General features: G+C 50.0%; 13 protein-coding genes. 6 read left to right on the plus strand and 7 right to left on the minus strand.

Going from position 1 to position 17,116, the window contains the following annotated elements:
* Positions 1 to 218 precede the first annotated feature (218 nt).
* The 4 genes from EJO50_RS12100 to dnaA form a co-directional block, all read right to left on the minus strand.
* Complete coding sequence (locus EJO50_RS12100) at positions 219 to 2,390, minus strand: nuclease-related domain-containing protein (RefSeq protein WP_125974500.1); 2,172 nt, start codon at positions 2,388 to 2,390, stop codon at positions 219 to 221.
* Positions 2,391 to 2,741: 351 nt separating this feature from the next.
* Complete coding sequence (gene gyrB / locus EJO50_RS12105) at positions 2,742 to 5,153, minus strand: DNA topoisomerase (ATP-hydrolyzing) subunit B (RefSeq protein WP_125974502.1); 2,412 nt, start codon at positions 5,151 to 5,153, stop codon at positions 2,742 to 2,744.
* Positions 5,154 to 5,362: 209 nt separating this feature from the next.
* Positions 5,363 to 6,469, minus strand: a complete 1,107-nt coding sequence (dnaN, locus tag EJO50_RS12110) for a DNA polymerase III subunit beta (RefSeq protein ID WP_046351797.1) — start codon at positions 6,467 to 6,469, stop codon at positions 5,363 to 5,365.
* Between the two features lie 230 nt (positions 6,470 to 6,699).
* A complete protein-coding gene (dnaA, locus tag EJO50_RS12115) occupies positions 6,700 to 8,064 on the minus strand; it encodes a chromosomal replication initiator protein DnaA (protein ID WP_125974504.1) in 1,365 nt (454 codons plus the stop codon).
* 236 nt (positions 8,065 to 8,300) lie between these two features.
* Between dnaA and rpmH the strand changes: the two genes are divergently transcribed.
* The 6 genes from rpmH (at position 8,301) to EJO50_RS12145 (ending at position 14,602) form a co-directional block, all read left to right on the plus strand.
* The gene (gene rpmH, locus EJO50_RS12120; protein ID WP_099399737.1) at positions 8,301 to 8,435 is read left to right on the plus strand and encodes a 50S ribosomal protein L34; all 135 of its coding nucleotides are present in this window, start codon (positions 8,301 to 8,303) and stop codon (positions 8,433 to 8,435) included.
* 31 nt (positions 8,436 to 8,466) lie between these two features.
* A complete protein-coding gene (gene rnpA, locus EJO50_RS12125; RefSeq protein ID WP_373280515.1) occupies positions 8,467 to 8,826 on the plus strand; it encodes a ribonuclease P protein component in 360 nt (119 codons plus the stop codon).
* A complete protein-coding gene (gene yidD, locus EJO50_RS12130) occupies positions 8,814 to 9,023 on the plus strand; it encodes a membrane protein insertion efficiency factor YidD (protein WP_125974506.1) in 210 nt (69 codons plus the stop codon). The genes rnpA and yidD overlap by 13 nt, the downstream gene beginning before the upstream one ends.
* A gap of 24 nt (positions 9,024 to 9,047) precedes the next feature.
* Entirely contained in the window at positions 9,048 to 10,718 is a 1,671-nt protein-coding gene (yidC, locus tag EJO50_RS12135) for a membrane protein insertase YidC (RefSeq protein WP_125974508.1), read from the plus strand.
* 221 nt (positions 10,719 to 10,939) lie between these two features.
* Positions 10,940 to 12,274 (plus strand): tRNA uridine-5-carboxymethylaminomethyl(34) synthesis GTPase MnmE, encoded by a 1,335-nt coding sequence (gene mnmE, locus EJO50_RS12140; protein ID WP_125974510.1) that lies wholly within the window; start codon positions 10,940 to 10,942, stop codon positions 12,272 to 12,274.
* An 801-nt stretch (positions 12,275 to 13,075) separates the two neighbouring features.
* Complete coding sequence (locus EJO50_RS12145) at positions 13,076 to 14,602, plus strand: transposase (protein ID WP_125974512.1); 1,527 nt, start codon at positions 13,076 to 13,078, stop codon at positions 14,600 to 14,602.
* Positions 14,603 to 15,222: 620 nt separating this feature from the next.
* On the opposite strand, the gene EJO50_RS12150 is transcribed toward EJO50_RS12145, so the two are convergent.
* From EJO50_RS12150 to EJO50_RS12160, 3 genes are all read right to left on the minus strand, one after another.
* A complete protein-coding gene (locus EJO50_RS12150) occupies positions 15,223 to 15,696 on the minus strand; it encodes a hypothetical protein (RefSeq protein WP_125974514.1) in 474 nt (157 codons plus the stop codon).
* 60 nt (positions 15,697 to 15,756) lie between these two features.
* Positions 15,757 to 16,101 carry a hypothetical protein gene (locus EJO50_RS12155; RefSeq protein WP_125974516.1) on the minus strand — a complete coding sequence of 115 codons (345 nt, stop codon included), beginning with the start codon at positions 16,099 to 16,101 and terminating at the stop codon, positions 15,757 to 15,759.
* A gap of 64 nt (positions 16,102 to 16,165) precedes the next feature.
* Positions 16,166 to 16,573, minus strand: a complete 408-nt coding sequence (locus tag EJO50_RS12160; protein WP_125974518.1) for a DUF1398 domain-containing protein — start codon at positions 16,571 to 16,573, stop codon at positions 16,166 to 16,168.
* Positions 16,574 to 17,116: the final 543 nt, after the last annotated feature.

Consider the following 17,116-nt stretch of genomic DNA (forward strand, 5'->3'; position numbering starts at 1 on the left):
TAAGTCCCCAGCGGGGGACACCCGCGCCAAAATCAATGTGCCGAAGGCACTAAAAGTTAAGTAATCCCTAGCAAGTAAGATAGGCGTGTTTTATCTACCCAACGCATTACGAATAATAAAATGGTGGGCTGATAAAAAATTTAGCCAAACCCAATACGATTTCTTACTACCAAACCAACAACCAAGAAAAATTTGTAAGCGCAGTGTGCATTGTAAACTTAGTGACGATTAAGACAACACTTCTTATATTTGAATCCGCTGCCGCAAGGGCAGGGGTCATTTCGGCCAATTTTATGCACTCGGCTTCGTCCCATCATCAGCTCCTGAAGAGCTTGGCTATTCGGGACTGACTCAATCATTTCTTTTGTACTCTCATCCATCAGTTCATCTTGATTCCAAGGGAATACCAGCGAAATACCAAATCGTACGTCAGGTCCCGTTGAAGTCATGCAAAGACCAAACCACTGCGAGGCTTTCTCTCGATATTTACGCAACGCACAGTATGACTCCAGTCGAGGGCCAGCCACGTTTAATGGCTCATCAGAGCAATGAAAGGTAATACCTAAGCCTTCCTGAAAACCAAACGTAACGTCATGCACCTTACCATCAGCACGAGTCCGAGCAGCCAGTTTATCTAAGACTCGACTCATGTCCCTCACAGCCTGCTCGCTCATTGCTAGTAGTAGGAAGCCGAGATCAATAGTTGCAGGGTCAGGTCGAGCTTCTATTTCCTTCACTACTCGCCCAACTGTCGTCTTTCCAAATCGAGTCAGAACACCATCGGGTGTGGCGGCGCCTTGCATGCCAGCACGCCTCACCGCCATCGCAATGTCTAGCCCAGCCGAAAAATCATCGCACAGGTGCATCAGATTAACATCAGGTTGCACCCATAGATTTTTCGTCAAGTGATAGCCAAGAATTGTTAGTTCCTGCGACGCCATGAGTTGCTCAGCATAATTGGCTCGTCGGTCCACATAGCTAAGAAACTGTAATGGGGACTGAAGCATTTCGGTCATGGCATCCACCGCAAACACGTCCATGACCAACGGCGCTTGTACCCGATCAATGGTTTCTGTCTTCAGGAATTGCCGTGCCTGAAAGCTCAAGGCTGGATAGTGGTCACTGACGACACAGAAGATGTAAATCTCCTTGATCTCATCCGGCAATACGACCTCGCGCCCATCAGCAGCCACAAGCCTGCTTCCTTTTTCGATCAGGCTTGTGGCGCAAGCAGCTCCTTGGTCATAAGCAACCTGCACCGCTTTCTTGAAGTCACTGCGAATAACCTGATCATTTCCTTTTCTCGACTCAAGCGTGAGGCGCTTTGATTTTGCCTGCACAATGATGACCCGATTGCCCCAAACGACAAGCACATCTACGTCAGATACCTTTGTGGCCTTAGTCTTGAAGATATCCACATTCAAATGCACATGATCCTTCCCAAAGACCAAACCCAGTCGTTCAGCTACAAAATATTCAGTAAAGTCACCTCGGTTCTTCGAAAGTATTGGACGATATGCCTCGTCTTGATACATCCAATGATGGGGCGCTTCGTATATCGTTTCGGCCAATGAGTAGGACTGTAGTGATAAAAACTCTCCGCTTGGCATCCTCAGTAGGGGCATAGCCGTAATCACATTGAAGTCGTGAAGCGCATTGAATCCTTCATTGCGCTCTGTTGATGACAGTTCAAATGCCCCAAGTACTCGCTCCACAATATCAGTAGCAAGATTCGCCTTTGCTGCAATCTCATCGGCAGTGAAGGCGAAAAGAGGGAGCATTGTCCACTCGTCAGGATGCTGCTTTCGCATGAGCTCACGAATTGTGTCAAAGCGGTCAGAATGGACGCCCTCGACTGCTTTCGCGACACGCGTGGCGTGATCAATGGTGAAGCCACGGTTTACTTGCAGCCATTGCGAATCCGCTGCGTATTTACGAGTTGCCAGATCAAGGTACTGAAAAATGTAGGCCGCTTCACCGCTATAGAAAATCGGTTCTCGCAACACCTCCCCACGCTCGAACGGGTTGAAGCCACCTTCCACAGCTTCCTTCGTTAGACCTGACCAAAACTCCCCAGATAGACAATGGTGTAGCTCCTGAAGGAGTTTCTCCGATGTATCCATGTATTCCTGCTGTATCCTCGCTGCAGGCAAGGTCCAGTCAATATCTGCTTTGATCATCAAGCCGAGTAAAGTATTGATCTCCGTTCGAATTAGCCTCGAGGGAGAGAACATATCCCTCATATCGGACTCCTTCATGTCACCTGCATGAAGGATCACGTTATCTCGAAAGCAGATGTTGCCTATAGCATGCACGTAGCCAGGCTGGCAGCAAATCTCAGCCAGATCTGCAAAGACCTCTCGTTCTGTTCGCATGGACTTTTTTGTCATTACTCATCCTTGGTGGATTGCACTTTTCATACCAAGTCTCGCGGACATGCACCAAGAATGCCGTGCGTTAATGGTACATGACAGACTGCTTATACTGGGATAACACCTTGCATGGCATAGTGCCGATCTTCAACAACAGACAACAAAATCCACACACCTTGTGCGAAAGAAATTGCGGTCAGAGCACAAAACGCAAATGTTTTGTCAATCTCACACTCTGTGTTTTTCATAGCCAAATGGGTCAAAACCTAGCAAAAAAGCCCCTTCCGGGGCTTTTTCAGCTTCAAACTGAAATCCCAAAAATATAGAAAAATGGGAAATATCCAGAAGTTAATGGGATCCTACAACAAATCAAATATCCACATTCCGCGCAATCAGCGCATTCTGTTCGATAAATTGACGACGTGGCTCCACCTGATCACCCATCAGCGTAGTGAACACCGCATCCGCCCCCAGAGCATCCTCAACGTTCACTTTCAGCAGGCGGCGCACGGTGACGTCCATGGTGGTTTCCCATAGCTGTTCCGGGTTCATTTCGCCCAGACCTTTATAGCGCTGGATGGCGATGTTGCGGCGGATCAGGCCAAGCAGCCATTCGATGGCGTCTTTAAAGTTAGTCACAGCTTGTACTTGCTCGCCGCGTTTTACTTTAGCGCCGTCACCCAAGAGGCCGTTCAGCATGTCGGCGGTTTTGCGCATTTGCGCGTAATCGCCGGACAGCAGGAAGGCTTCGTCCAGGTATTGCAGTGTTGATACGCCATGCTGGCGGCGCGATGCGGTGATCACATAGCTTTCTTCTGAGCGGGTAAAGCTGAAGGTGTAGCGCGGGCTGTTTGGCGTGGCCACTTTTTCCATAGCGCTGGTCAGCAGATCCACACTTTGCTGTGCTTCGGCTTCGTTGCTTAATGTCAGTGCTGGCAGGGCAATCATGGCCTGCAGTACGGCTGCATCAATAAAGCGGCTGTGGCGGTCGATCACTGCTTCAGAGGCAAAGTACTGGCGGGCCAGTTTTTCCAGCGCTTCACCAGCAATGGCTTCACGGTCTTCGCCCGGCAAGAGGGATGCACCATTTAAAGCCTGGCGCAGCAGGTATTGCTTCAGCTCGGCTTCATCTTTCAGGTAAGACTCGCTCTTGCCGTGTTTGATTTTGAATAGTGGCGGCTGGGCGATATAGATATAGCCGCGCTCCACCAGCTCTGGCAGCTGGCGGTAGAAGAAGGTCAGCAGCAGCGTTCGGATGTGCGAGCCGTCCACGTCCGCATCGGTCATGATAATGATGCGGTGGTAGCGCAGTTTTTCGATATTGAAATCGTCTTTACCAATCCCGCAGCCCAGCGCGGTAATCAGTGTGCCAACTTCCTGGCTGGAGATCATTTTGTCGAAACGTGCGCGTTCCACGTTCAGGATTTTACCTTTCAAAGGCAAAATCGCCTGGAACTTGCGATCGCGGCCTTGCTTGGCCGATCCACCCGCAGAATCACCCTCGACGAGGTAGATTTCTGATTTGGCAGGGTCTTTTTCCTGGCAGTCGGCCAGCTTACCCGGCAGGCCCAGGCCATCGAGCACGCCTTTACGGCGGGTCAGCTCGCGCGCACGGCGGGCAGCATCGCGGGCACGGGCTGCATCCACAATCTTGCCGCAAATAATTTTAGCGTCACTGGGGTTTTCTAAGAGGAAATCGGCCAGAGCCTGGCTGATCACTTCGCTGACAACCGGGCCAATTTCGCTGGAAACCAGCTTGTCTTTGGTCTGGCTGCTAAATTTTGGATCAGGCATTTTTACCGACAGCACACAGGTCAGGCCTTCGCGCATATCGTCGCCGGAGGTTTCTACCTTGGCTTTTTTGGCGTGCTCGTTTTGCTCAATATATTGATTAAGCGTACGTGTCATCACCTGGCGCAGCGCAGTCATGTGGCTGCCGCCATCCCTTTGCGGGATATTATTGGTAAAGCATTGCACCGATTCCTGATAGGAATCGTTCCATTGCATCGCTACTTCCACCATCATGCCGTCTTTCTCGCCATAGGCATGAAAGATATGCGGGTGCAGTACCGATTTATTGCGGTTCATATATTCAACAAAGCCGCTTACTCCGCCCACATAGGCAAAGTTTTCTTCTTTGCCGTGGCTGCGGTCCAGCAGTTGAATTTTTACGCCGTTATTCAGGAAGGAAAGCTCGCGAATACGCTTTGCCAGAATCTCGAAGTGGTATTCAACCAGGCCAAAAGTCTCGATCGAAGCCATAAAATGCACTTCGGTACCACGGCGCTCGGTGTCACCAATCACGGCCAGCGGCGAAACCGCCTCGCCCTGACGGAACTCCATGCTGTGCGCTTTGCCGTTGCGGCGAATCGTCAGCTTCAGCCAGTCGGATAAGGCATTCACCACCGACACACCCACACCATGCAAGCCGCCAGAAACTTTGTAGCTATTCTGGTCAAACTTACCACCGGCGTGCAGCTCGGTCATGACGATTTCGGCGGCAGAGCGCTTAAATTCGTCGTCTTCTTTGATATCGGTTGGAATACCACGGCCGTTATCTTCTACGCTGATCGAATTATCGGCGTGGATAATCACTTTAATTGTGTCGCAATGCCCGGCCAGCGCCTCGTCAATGGCGTTATCCAGCACTTCGAACACCATATGGTGCAGGCCGCTGCCGTCCTGTGTATCACCGATATACATGCCCGGACGTTTCCGAACGGCTTCAAGGCCTTTCAGAATTCTAATGCTATCGGCGCCATATTCTTGTTGCTCAGACATTGCTTATTCCTTAAATCAACAAACAAACCAAACCATTATTTCGGTTCGGCTAAATTTTTATAACGATGTAAACGGTGCTCATCTTAGCTAAAAGCAAGGCCGATCAAGATCATAAAAACAGTGCGAATCTTCCATCGCCGGGGCTAAAACCTAACATCTTACAAATGCAAAAGGCCGGGCAGCCCCGACCTTAGCAGCAGCCTGCCGGACTAAATACGCATTGGCATGACGATATATTTGAAGTGCTCGTTATCCGGAATAGTAACCAGTACCGAGGAAGTCACATCGCCAAACGAGAAGTGCAGCGTTTCAACCGATGTATTGGTTAATACGTCCAGCAGATACTGGATGTTAAAGCCGATATCCAGCGGCGCGCCGCTGTAATCCACTTCTACTTCTTCCTGCGCTTCTTCCTGCTCATTGTTATTACACATAATTTTAAGCAGGCCGTCGGTCAGCACTAAGCGCACGCCACGGAATTTTTCGTTAGATAAAATCGCAGCACGCTGCATAGAGGCCAGCAACATCTGGCGCTCGATCAGCAAACCTTTATCGTTGTTTTGCGGAATCACGCGGTTGTAATCGGGGAATTTACCGTCAACAACCTTGCTGTGAATCACAATATTGCCAAAGGCAAAACGCACCTGATTGCTGGCGATATCGATCGTGACTTCGTCATCCGAATCGGCCAGTAATTTATACAGCTCCAGGATGGTTTTACGTGGCAGGATCACTTCGTTTTTAGCAAAATCCCCCAGGATTTCTGCCGAGGCAAACGCCAGACGGTGCCCATCGGTGGCAACCAGTTTGAGCAAATTGCCTTCAGTAACCATGAACAAACCGTTTAGGTAATAACGGATATCCTGGTGAGCCATCGTAAACTGGGTACGGCCCAGCAAGGCTTTTAACTGCCCCTGAGGCATACGTACTGTGGCGCGCAGATTGGTATCTACCGCCAGCTGCGGGAAATCAGCTGCGGGCAGCGTCTGCAGATTAAAGCGGCTTTTGCCTGCTTTGATCGTCAGACGGCCATCAGCCTCTTCCATGCTCACAACGGTTTTATCCGCAATAGCACGCAAGATATCAGACAGCTTTTTAGCCGCGACTGTAATAGCGAAATCGTCGCCAGAGAAGCCTTCGGCCTGGCGGCTACTGATCTGAATTTCAAGATCGGTGCCGGTAAAGGACAGGGCGTCGCCATCCTTCTTGATCAACACGTTCGAGAGAATGGGCAGGGTATGCCTGCGCTCAACAATACCGGTGACCGTAGCCAGCGGCTTCAGGAGCGCATCGCGTTCGGCTTGCAAGAGTTGCATGGCGCCTCGTTCCGAAAAATGGGTTTAACCGCAGGATTCTAACCGATTTACAGCGTGTATAGGGAATGAATGGTGGTTACTAATGTTAAATAAGCCAAGCTACACCCAAACTTACAAAATCAGCCCCTGTTTATAATGCAAAATACTTAGAATCATTTTGCCATTACACAGTAGCTCAGCGGGCCAAGCAGCAGCGAAATTTAAGCTGCCAGAGCGCCCGCCTCACAAAATCAACTGCGCAGCATTTGCAACAATACACCGTATTGATGAGCAATTTCGCTATCGCTGCCGCGCATTTCTTCAATAGTACGACAGGCATGCAGAACCGTGGTGTGATCCCGTCCGCCAAAAGCTTCACCAATGGCAGGTAAAGACATTTGCGTCAGCTCTTTGGTCAGCGCCATCGCAATCTGCCTTGGCCTGGCAATATCACGGGTACGCTTTTTGGAATGCATATCTGCAATCTTGATTTTATAAAAATCTGCGACTGTTTTCTGAATATTTTCTACCGAAACCTGACGGCTGCCGGACGCCAGAATATCTTTCAGCGCTTCTTTGGCGGCATCCAGTGTAATCGGCTGATTGGTAAAGCGCGAATAAGCCAATACCCGCTTCAGTGCGCCTTCTAACTCCCGCACATTAGAGCGGATATGTTTGGCCACAAAAAACGCCACATTGGCATCGAGCTTGAAGTTTTCACGCTCGGCTTTTTTCATCAGAATCGCCACGCGCATTTCCAGCTCGGGCGGCTCGATAGCAACAGTTAAGCCCCAGGAAAAGCGCGAAGTTAAGCGCTCTTGCAGCCCGTCGATTTCTTTTGGGTAGCGATCGGATGTGATAATAATTTGCTTATGCGCTTCAACAAGGGCGTTAAAAGCATAGAAGAACTCTTCCTGGGTTTTGTCTTTGCCCACAAAGAACTGAATATCATCAATCAGCAGCAAATCCAGCGAATGGTAGTAGCGTTTAAACTCATCAAATGCTTTGTGCTGATAAGCACGTACCACATCCTGCACGTATTTTTCGGCGTGGATATAGCGAATCTTGGCACCCGGATTACGCTGATGCACATAGTTGCCAATTGATTGAATCAAGTGCGTCTTACCCAGGCCAACACCACCATAAACAAATAGCGGGTTGTAGCTGACACCAGGGTTTTCTGCCACCTGGATTGCAGCAGCACGTGCCAGCTGATTGGCCTTACCGGTAACCAGTGTTTCAAAAGTAAAATTTGGGTTTAAGCGTGTTGTTTCATGGTTGGCAGCAGAAACACTAATCACCGCTTTGGCAGGAGCAGGCTTACCCTCGGCAGCATTGCTGGCCTGAGGCGCGGCGGCAGGCCGCTGCATCGCGCCTACACGCAGAGCGATAACGGGCGCATCGCCCGTTGCAAAGGTGGAGGCAGCTTCTTCAATCATTCCAAGATAACGATCACGGATAAATTGTAAGAAAATCTGATTCGGTACGATCAGGTTTAGGCCCTCATCAGTCATTTCAACCGTAAGGGGTTTAATCCAGATACGAAACTGGTCCGCGCCCAAACGACGCTCCAACTCAGTAAGGCAGTGGGGCCAGCAATTTTCCAGCACAGACATAGGGGTATCCTGTCCGTCGTGATTCGCAAACACGCAAATATACCTCGCTATAAAAAGAGGCCAACGACGAAAGCGGTGATGTTATTCAAGGAGAACGAGGGGGGATTGTACCGCTTCATCCCGTACTTATCCACAGCCCTATTATGCCGTGGATCAATAAAAGGTATTGACAAGATGGCTGAGTAGCTATGTAATCAACGGTTTACTTCGGTTTTGTTTGGCAGGGATCCAATATTATGAAACGTACATTCCAACCTTCAGTTATCAAGCGCAAACGCACTCACGGCTTTCGTGCACGTATGAAAACCCGTGGTGGTGTAGCGGTTGTTAATGCTCGCCGCGCAAAGGGCCGCAAGGTTTTGACCGCTTAATTGCGGGCAAAAACCTTGAAGCTAAGCTTTGTTGGGACACTCCCAAGCTGGTTTTGCGCGCAATATGCGCCTGCTAAAAGCGGATGAATTTTCATCCGTTTTTAGTTTGCGCTGTTCTTCTTCCAACGATTTTTTTCAAGTACTTGGCAGGCCCAACGGGCTTGATCACGCCAGACTTGGCTTAGTTGTCGGAAAAAAAACAGACAAACGGGCCGTAGGCCGCAACTACATCAAACGCACAGTGCGGGAAACATTTCGCCTGAACGCAAACAAAGTATCCGGCATTGATCTGGTAGTACGCGCACGTCGGCCATTTGGACGAAAAGAAGGCGCTGCAGCACGTGAAGCACTTATTTCACTGCTCGGCAAGATTCATAAATGTCGAAAATAATCGTCGCGCTACTGCAACTTTATCGGTTTACTATTAGCCCGCTCCTTGGAGCGCGCTGTCGTTTTACGCCAAGCTGCTCCCAATACGGTATTGAAGCCGTCACACGCTACGGCGTGGTGAAAGGGGGCTGGCTGACTACTCGCCGGCTATGCCGTTGTCACCCCCGGGGTGGCTGTGGCTATGATCCGGTACCATAAATCTGCATACCCTTTCGAGCCAAGATGGATACCAAAAGACTCATCCTCTTTATCGCGTTGTCATTCGGCATTCTGTTCTTCTGGCAGAAGTGGATGGAAGAGCGTTACCCTCAAATAAAAGCGCCTGCAGCAACAGCAAGTGCAACGAGTGGCACCACCACAACACCAAAAGCTGCGCCCGGCCAAGCACCACAAGATGCAGGCAGACTGCAACGCGGCCAGCGCATCACCGTAAAAACAGACCTCTTTAATGCTGAAATCGATACCAACGGTGCTGATTTACGCCGCGTAGAGCTGCTTAAGCACGGCAAACTTGATGATGCAAAAAAACCATTTACCCTGCTACAGGATGAAGGCGAGCATATCTATGTCGCGCAAACCGGCTTAATCGGTGAAGGTCTGCCAACGCATAAAAGTATTTTTACCAGTGCACAAACGGCTTATCAGCTGGCTGATGGCCAGAAGGAAGTCTCTGTTCGCCTGGAGGCCGCCGGCCCTGATGGTGTAAAAATCGCCAAGGTTTATACCTTTAAGCGTGATAGCTATCTGATCGATGTGAAGTACGAGCTGGTTAACGGCTCGGCTAAACCATTGAACACTTCGGCTTACTACCGTCTGCTGCGTGATGGCAAAACACCTGAAGGTGGCGGTGGCTACATGGGTGCCACCACCTTTACTGGTCCTGCTGTTTATACCGATAAGAAGAAATTCCAGAAGGTAGAGTTCAGCAAGCTAGATAAAGGCGAAGCTGATTATGAACAAGCAGCCAAAGACGGCTGGGTTGCCATGCTGCAGCACTACTTTGCCAGCGCCTGGATCGTTTCCCCTACTGGCTTGCCTGCGGTAAGCGGCACAAACGGTGTTCGCTACGAGCTGAAAAAACTGCCAGATGGCCTGTATTCAGCCGGTGTTATTGTTGATTTACCAACAATTGCTGCCAACGCAAAGTATGAATCCAGCATGCCACTGTTTGTTGGTCCGGAAGAAACCCGCGTACTGAACACCGTATCCACGGGCTTTGATCTGATTAAAGACTATGGCATTTTCACCATTTTCTCTAAACCCATCTTTGCAGTACTGGATTTTATCCACAAGATGGTTGGAAACTGGGGATGGTCGATTATTCTGCTGACCATGCTGATCAAAGCGATGTTCTTCCCTCTGGCCGCCGCGAGCTACCGCTCAATGGCAAAAATGCGCAAGCTTGCACCGCGCATGGAACAGCTAAAAGCGAAGCATGGCGATGACAAGATGAAGTTCCAGCAAGCCGTAATGGAAATGTATAAAACCGAAAAAGTGAATCCGCTGGGTGGTTGTCTGCCTATGCTGGTACAGATTCCGGTCTTTATTGCACTTTACTGGGCACTGCTGGCATCGGTTGAATTACGCCAGGCCCCGTGGATTTTCTGGATTACCGACCTATCGGTGAAAGATCCTTACTACGTACTGCCTGTGCTGATGACGATCTCGATGTATATCCAGACATCGCTATCTCCTCCACCACCGGATCCGATGCAAGCCAAGATGATGAAGATTATGCCGCTGATGTTCAGTGTGTTCTTCTTCTTCTTCCCGGCAGGCCTCGTTTTGTACTGGGTAGTGAACAACGTGATTTCTATTGCCCAGCAATGGTATATCACGCGCCAGATTGAAAATGCAGATGACGATAAGACGGTGAAGCTCACCAAAGCCTGATCAGCCACTGCCAGCAAACGCCGCCTTCGGGCGGCGTTTTTATTGCAAGAAATCAAACTTCCCCCCGGAGTTTTCTTGTCTAACGGACGCAAAGAGCACTGCTGCGCCGCCACCAGAGCAGTCATACCACGTATAATCTGTGGCAAACACCGCAAGGCTGATGCCCCCTGCTTTGCCCCCTTACCAGAAAAGTTTTACTTCAATCCCATACCGAGTACGCCATGCTTTACACCCCCGACATCATCGCTGCCATTGCCACTGCCCCCGGCCGGGGAGGCGTGGGCGTTATTCGTATTTCTGGCCGTCAGTTGGGCGAGATCGTAGCCAAGCTGATCGGCAAACCCTTAACGCCGCGCTACGCCCACTTTGCCCGCTTTAAAGCTGCGGATGGAAGCGTGCTGGACGAAGGCATTGCGCTGTATTTTCCCGCCCCCAACTCCTTTACCGGCGAAGAAGTGCTGGAGCTGCAAGGCCACGGCGGACCAGTGGTGATGCAAATGCTGCTGTCCCGCTGCCTGGAGCTGGGCGCGCGTTTTGCCGAAGCGGGCGAGTTCAGCAAACGTGCGTTTTTTAATGGCAAAATGGATTTGGCGCAGGCCGAAGCCGTGGCCGATCTGATCGATGCCCAATCGGCTGCAGCCGCTAAATCAGCGCTCAAATCACTGGACGGCGCGTTTTCGCGCGAAATTCATGTGCTGGTCGACGAGCTGATCACCCTGCGTATGCTGGTAGAAGCCACACTGGATTTTCCCGAAGAAGACATCGATTTTCTGGAGGCCGCCAATGCCCACGGCAAATTGCTAGAGCTGCAAAACCAGCTGCAACGCGTGCTTGGCACGGCCACACAGGGCAAGTTACTGCGGGAAGGCATGCATGTGGTGCTTATCGGCCAGCCTAATGTAGGCAAAAGCAGCCTGATGAATGCGCTGGCAGGCGAAGAAATCGCCATCGTCACTGACATTGCCGGCACCACCCGCGATACCGTGCGCGAGCTAATCCAGCTCGACGGCGTGCCCGCCCATATTATCGACACCGCCGGCTTGCGTGATACCACTGATGCCGTAGAAAAAATAGGGATCGAGCGCACCTGGGCCGCCATTGCCAAGGCCGAGCTCGCCCTGCTGCTGATCGACAGCCGCATCGGCATTAGCAGCAATGATCAGGCCATCCTGGATAAACTACCACCCGGGCTGCCCGTACTGCGTGTATTTAATAAGATTGACCTGACTGGTGATGTACCCGGCATTGTGGCTGATAATGAAATCCACGTGTCTGCCAAAGCGGGCATAGGACTTAACGAGCTGCGCAACAAACTGCTTACACTGGTGGGCTGGCACGGCCACGACGACAGCGTATTTATCGCAAGAGAGCGCCATCTGAACGCCATCCGCCGCGCCCAAAGCCATCTGATAACAGCGGAAAATGCCTATCTGCAAATCGAAATTTTTGCAGAAGAATTGCGCCTGGCACAAAACGCCCTCAGCGAAATCACCGGACAGTTTACTTCCGATGATCTACTTGGCGTGATTTTTAGCCGCTTTTGTATTGGAAAGTAGTTTCCGAGGGGGCGCCACAGCTCGCACCCCCCAGCAAAACCCAGCATTTACGCCGCTTTATCATTCCGCCTAGTTCGCCCTCTTCCGTATACAGCCGAGAGTTTTAGGTGCACACCAGGCGCAGCCAAGATAAAACCCGACTTGCTTTTGCAAGGCTGGTTATATTGCTTAATGTCAAATGTAAAACCTCACCCTAAAGGTTTTTTTCAAAGAATTGCATCAGTAGCTCATCTACAGCCATCTGCAAATTGCCCCTTAACATAAAAATAAGGGGCGGCCCCTGATGTAATTCAAACGAAACTGCCCTATATAGACCAGTCCAGCTAGACCTTGGTTTGAGCGCATTCAATGGAATTTGACCCCGTTGATTATGGGTTTTTCTGTTTCCCGAGCGCGCGGCCAATAAACATGCAGGTTATGTAGACAGGAAAAAGAACTAACGGAGTAGCTAGAAACCAAACAGTCTGATCGTCTGTATTGATACATTGTGTTTCTTTTAAATCCAGAGCAAAACAGACGGTCCCAGCAATGGACAATATGGGAAAACTTAGGAAGAAACCTAAGCCAAGTGACACGAAAATATATAAAAAAAACGATAAAAACCCATTGATGTTGTATACGACACGACCAAAAAGGTAAGCGACGATTGTCCCTGCAAAGGTAATTGTTGCCACATACACGAACACGTTCATTGTTTTTTCTCTAACGACGCTGTAGAAAAATGGTATTCATCCCGCCATCGTGCCGTGAACCATATGGAATAACAAGGTTCGAACCTGAAGACGAGTTCAGGAGACGGCAATGGCCCGCTACAAACCAATCGACACCAGCCCGAGGTTTCTGGCGGTGGATCTGGAGAAGCAACTCCTGCCAGGTAGTTTCGAACATGCCGTACATCACCTGCTTGACCACGAATTCGACCTTTCCCTCTTCGATAGTCGTTACCGCAACGATGAGAGCGGCGCCAGCGCCTATCCGCCGGGGATGCTGCTCAAGGTCATTCTTTGCGCCTACGCCCAAGGCGTGGTGAGCAGCCGGGGCATCGAGCGGCTGTGCCGCGAACACGTCACCTTCATTGCGCTTAGCGGTGATACCGCGCCGTACTTCACGACACTGGCCGCCTTCGTTTCCAGCCTTGACGAGGAGGTCGCCCAACTCTTCGCCCAAGTGCTTTACCTCTGTGACCGGCAAGGCCTGATCGGGCGGGAAATGTTCGCCATTGACGGCGTCAAGTTGCCGAGCAACGCCTCCAAAGCCAGGAGCGGCACGCGGGCCGACTTTGCCCACCAGGCCGACAAACTCGAAATGGCCGCGAAGAAGATGCTCGAGCGCCACCACGCGAACGACAGCCTGCCTGTCGAACCCGACCTTGCCGAGAAATCCCGGCAAAAGGCCGAAAGCCTGGGCCGTGAAGCCGCCGAACTGCGTCAATGGCTGGCCGATCACCCCAAGGATCGCAAAGGCAGCAAGGGCGCCATCAGGAAGAGCAACCGTACCGATCTGGACAGCGCCAAGATGGCCACCAGCAAAGGCGTCATTCAAGGTTTTACTGGCGTGGCAGCGGTCGACGCCAAGAATCAGGTCATCATCGAAGCGCAGGCCCATGGCACCGGCTCGGAACAGGAACTGCTGCTGCCGGTCGTGCGTGCCACGCAAGCCCAGGCCACCCCGGATACGCTCTACACGGCCGATGCCGGCTACCACTCCGAAGCCAATCTCAAGACGCTGGCCGAAGAAGGCATCGCGGCACTGATTGCGGACAACGGCATGCGCCAACGCGACGAACGCTTCAAGGACCAGGGCAAACACAAAGGCAAACCCGATCCGCTCTATGACAAGGCGCATCCGAAGAAAGCCGCCAAGCGATACCAGCCGCAGGACTTTACGCTCGATCCGGAAACCGGCATCTGCACCTGCCCGGCCGGCAAGCAGCTCTACCGCAATGGCACGAACTGCATCCACAACGGGCGCCTCGCCACGAAATACAGCGGCACCCTGCGCGATTGCTTGGCCTGCGAACAACACGCTAAATGCCTGCGTACGCCAGAGATGACCCAAGTCCGGCAAGTCGCCTTCTTTCGCGGCAAGGCCGATACAACCGAAGAAAGCCATACGGACCGGATGAAGCGGGCCATCGACAGCGAAGAAGGCAAAGCCCGTTACGGCAGAAGGTTTGCCACGGTCGAACCGGTATTTGGCAATATCCGGCACAACAAGCGGCTGGATCGCTTTACGCTACGTGGCCGGAGGAAGGTCGACACGCAGTGGAAGCTATATTGCCTAGTGCACAACATCGAGAAACTGGCGCATCACGGGTTCGGGCAGTAGGCAAAAAGAGGGGGAAATCTCTCGCCTGGCGGTTACTGCCATCCCAGCAAGCAGGACGCAGCGGTTGACCAGTTCGGATGCATGAAAAAGCAAAATAGCACAGATCAAACCTGCACCATTTTTTTGCCGGGAATCGGGCTGGAAAAGGGTTTTTCTACAGCGTCAACGTTTGGTAAAAGGGTAGACAACGCGCTGCGATTGAATAAAAAAACCGCACGTTCAAGTCAGTTTGCTTGAATACGCATGTTAGGTGTATTGCCGCTGCACAAAAAATAAAGCCCCGTTTTTCATAATGAAACAGCAATACGAAAAAATAAAGCCACGAAAACAAAGTAAAAGAATTAAAAGCGTATTTATTAATAAACTGCGAAAACAAAAGGCTGTAAAAAAGAATAAAAATATTCGCGTACCGCAGCACAAACTGCCACTACAGTGTACCAACTAAAAAGCAAAACAATGGGCAAACAGACCTAGGGAAGCTCTGCACAAATACATTTTTCGCAATTTTATACTATAACTCCTTGATTTTATTACATAGCAATCCAGTGTTTTCGATTCGTGCAGAGGCTCCCTAACGTAAAATTAAGAGGCATCAATAGGCGCCCCGCTTGAATGGTGGGTTAATGGTGAAACCAAGTTGCGACTTTTACGTTGCCTGTTGGTATAAATCGCTGAAATGCCTCCGCCATCACTTCAAGGTTCTCATAGCCATTGATAACTAATTTTTGTTCTGACTTCATATTAAGCAGAATTGATTCTAGCTGTCCGGATTTATATTGAAGACGCAACTTGTCTATCTCTGACAGAGGGAAACTGATCGTCATATTGTTGTAACTTACATGAACCATTGCAGATTCATTATTAATTTCAAAGGTTGGATATGCGCCCCACCCCTCTCTAAATTTCTTATACAAGTCAAACAACCCTTGTATAAAAAAATATAGTCCCATTACTGGGAAGATCATGTCAGAAACTTTATCGGCCCGGGCTATTGCCACAATAACAGCGCAACTAAGCGCAGCAAAAAGCATAGCCAAATAGACAATCTTCTTGTTTTGGTTTTTTATGTACGTGTCAGTAACTTGAAATTTCATATTCACCGCTAATGTTTGAATTAAGAGGCGCGCTTTAGCACGTCCTGCTTAAATAATGGGCTAGGGTAAAAATACATAACCCGTCCCTGAAAAAAGCGCTACACCACAAACAGCCGCCACACCTAGAGCTAATGTAATAGCCAAATATGGCCTTAAGATAGTCGCTAGGGAGATAGTGATAATAATCATACCAACTATGGCAGCAGCGAAGAACTGGCCGTTATGCAAAAAGCGCGATAGCCAGACGAACCCAAGATAGCCAAGAAAACCAAGCCCAGCAAGTAGAGAAAAAACGAAGTAAACATCATCCAGGACAGTACAAAACTCTACTATGCCTAAAAAGAAACGGGCAATTCGAGCCAAAACCGAGGGGCGATCTTCAATTATTTTTGATTGAACTCGCACAGGAACCCTAACGTAAAGTTAAACGGCTGCGCAGCTTTTTGCGCAGCTCCGCTTGAACACCAGACTAGGCGTTTGCAGGCTTTGCACCGGGGAACCACTCGACATGTTGATCTCCATTGCGCCCCCAATAAGTAACTCGCTGTCCGCGCAAAAATGCAATATAACCTTGCACACCCGCGCTCATGGCTCGCTTAGAGAAATCTCGGTAGTGCTGACCATTTTGTTGGCTATCGAGAATTGCCATTCGCAACGCATCAGCATTGAAATCGGCGGAGACCGAAGGTAGCCCCTCGTAATTGATAGGCGTTTTGATAATTTCACCAGAGGCACTGTAATAAGTTTTTTGTAGTGCCACATAGTCAACGTGGTAATACTCGACACCCGTTTCCATAAGTTTACGAACAACCTCAGGAAACGGAATACTTCCGTCTAGTGTTGTACGCGCAGCTTCGGCGACAATTTCGGATTTCATAGGAGGCCCTTTGCGTAAGTAAATAGGTGAGGAGAATAAAGCACCTAACGTAGAGTTAAACAGCTGGCCTACGCTGCAATTGAATAAAAAGCCGCACGTTTCGGCCCGCCTGCTTGAATGCCATGTTAGGCGTGTTTTCCCACTCTGATAGTTTCAAGCATTTTAAGGTAAATAAAAAGAAGGTTAAGTTGATTGCTTCATGTCAAATATAAGACCCTATAGGTTGTTCGCTTTGTCTATCTTACTAAATAGATAAGGCGTTGATCCTGATTAAAAGCAGCGGCGAAGGAGGCTGGCAAATCAAGGATCATGAGAAACCAAAGGCTGGCAGGAAGGCCTTTATATTACACGACACTTATGATTTCTATTCTACGTATGCAAAGATTATGCTATGTAATTATAAACCAAAATAAGCACTAGTAAGGTGTACACCTTGGTCGCATGCACCATAAACAACCTCTCACCCATCTCGTCAAGATTTTCAATTTGATGACAATATGTCCAAAACTTAAGCGCTCACATAATCAGCATGGGCCTATGGCA

The organism is Iodobacter ciconiae, from assembly GCF_003952345.1.
Lineage (GTDB): Bacteria > Pseudomonadota > Gammaproteobacteria > Burkholderiales > Chitinibacteraceae > Iodobacter > Iodobacter ciconiae.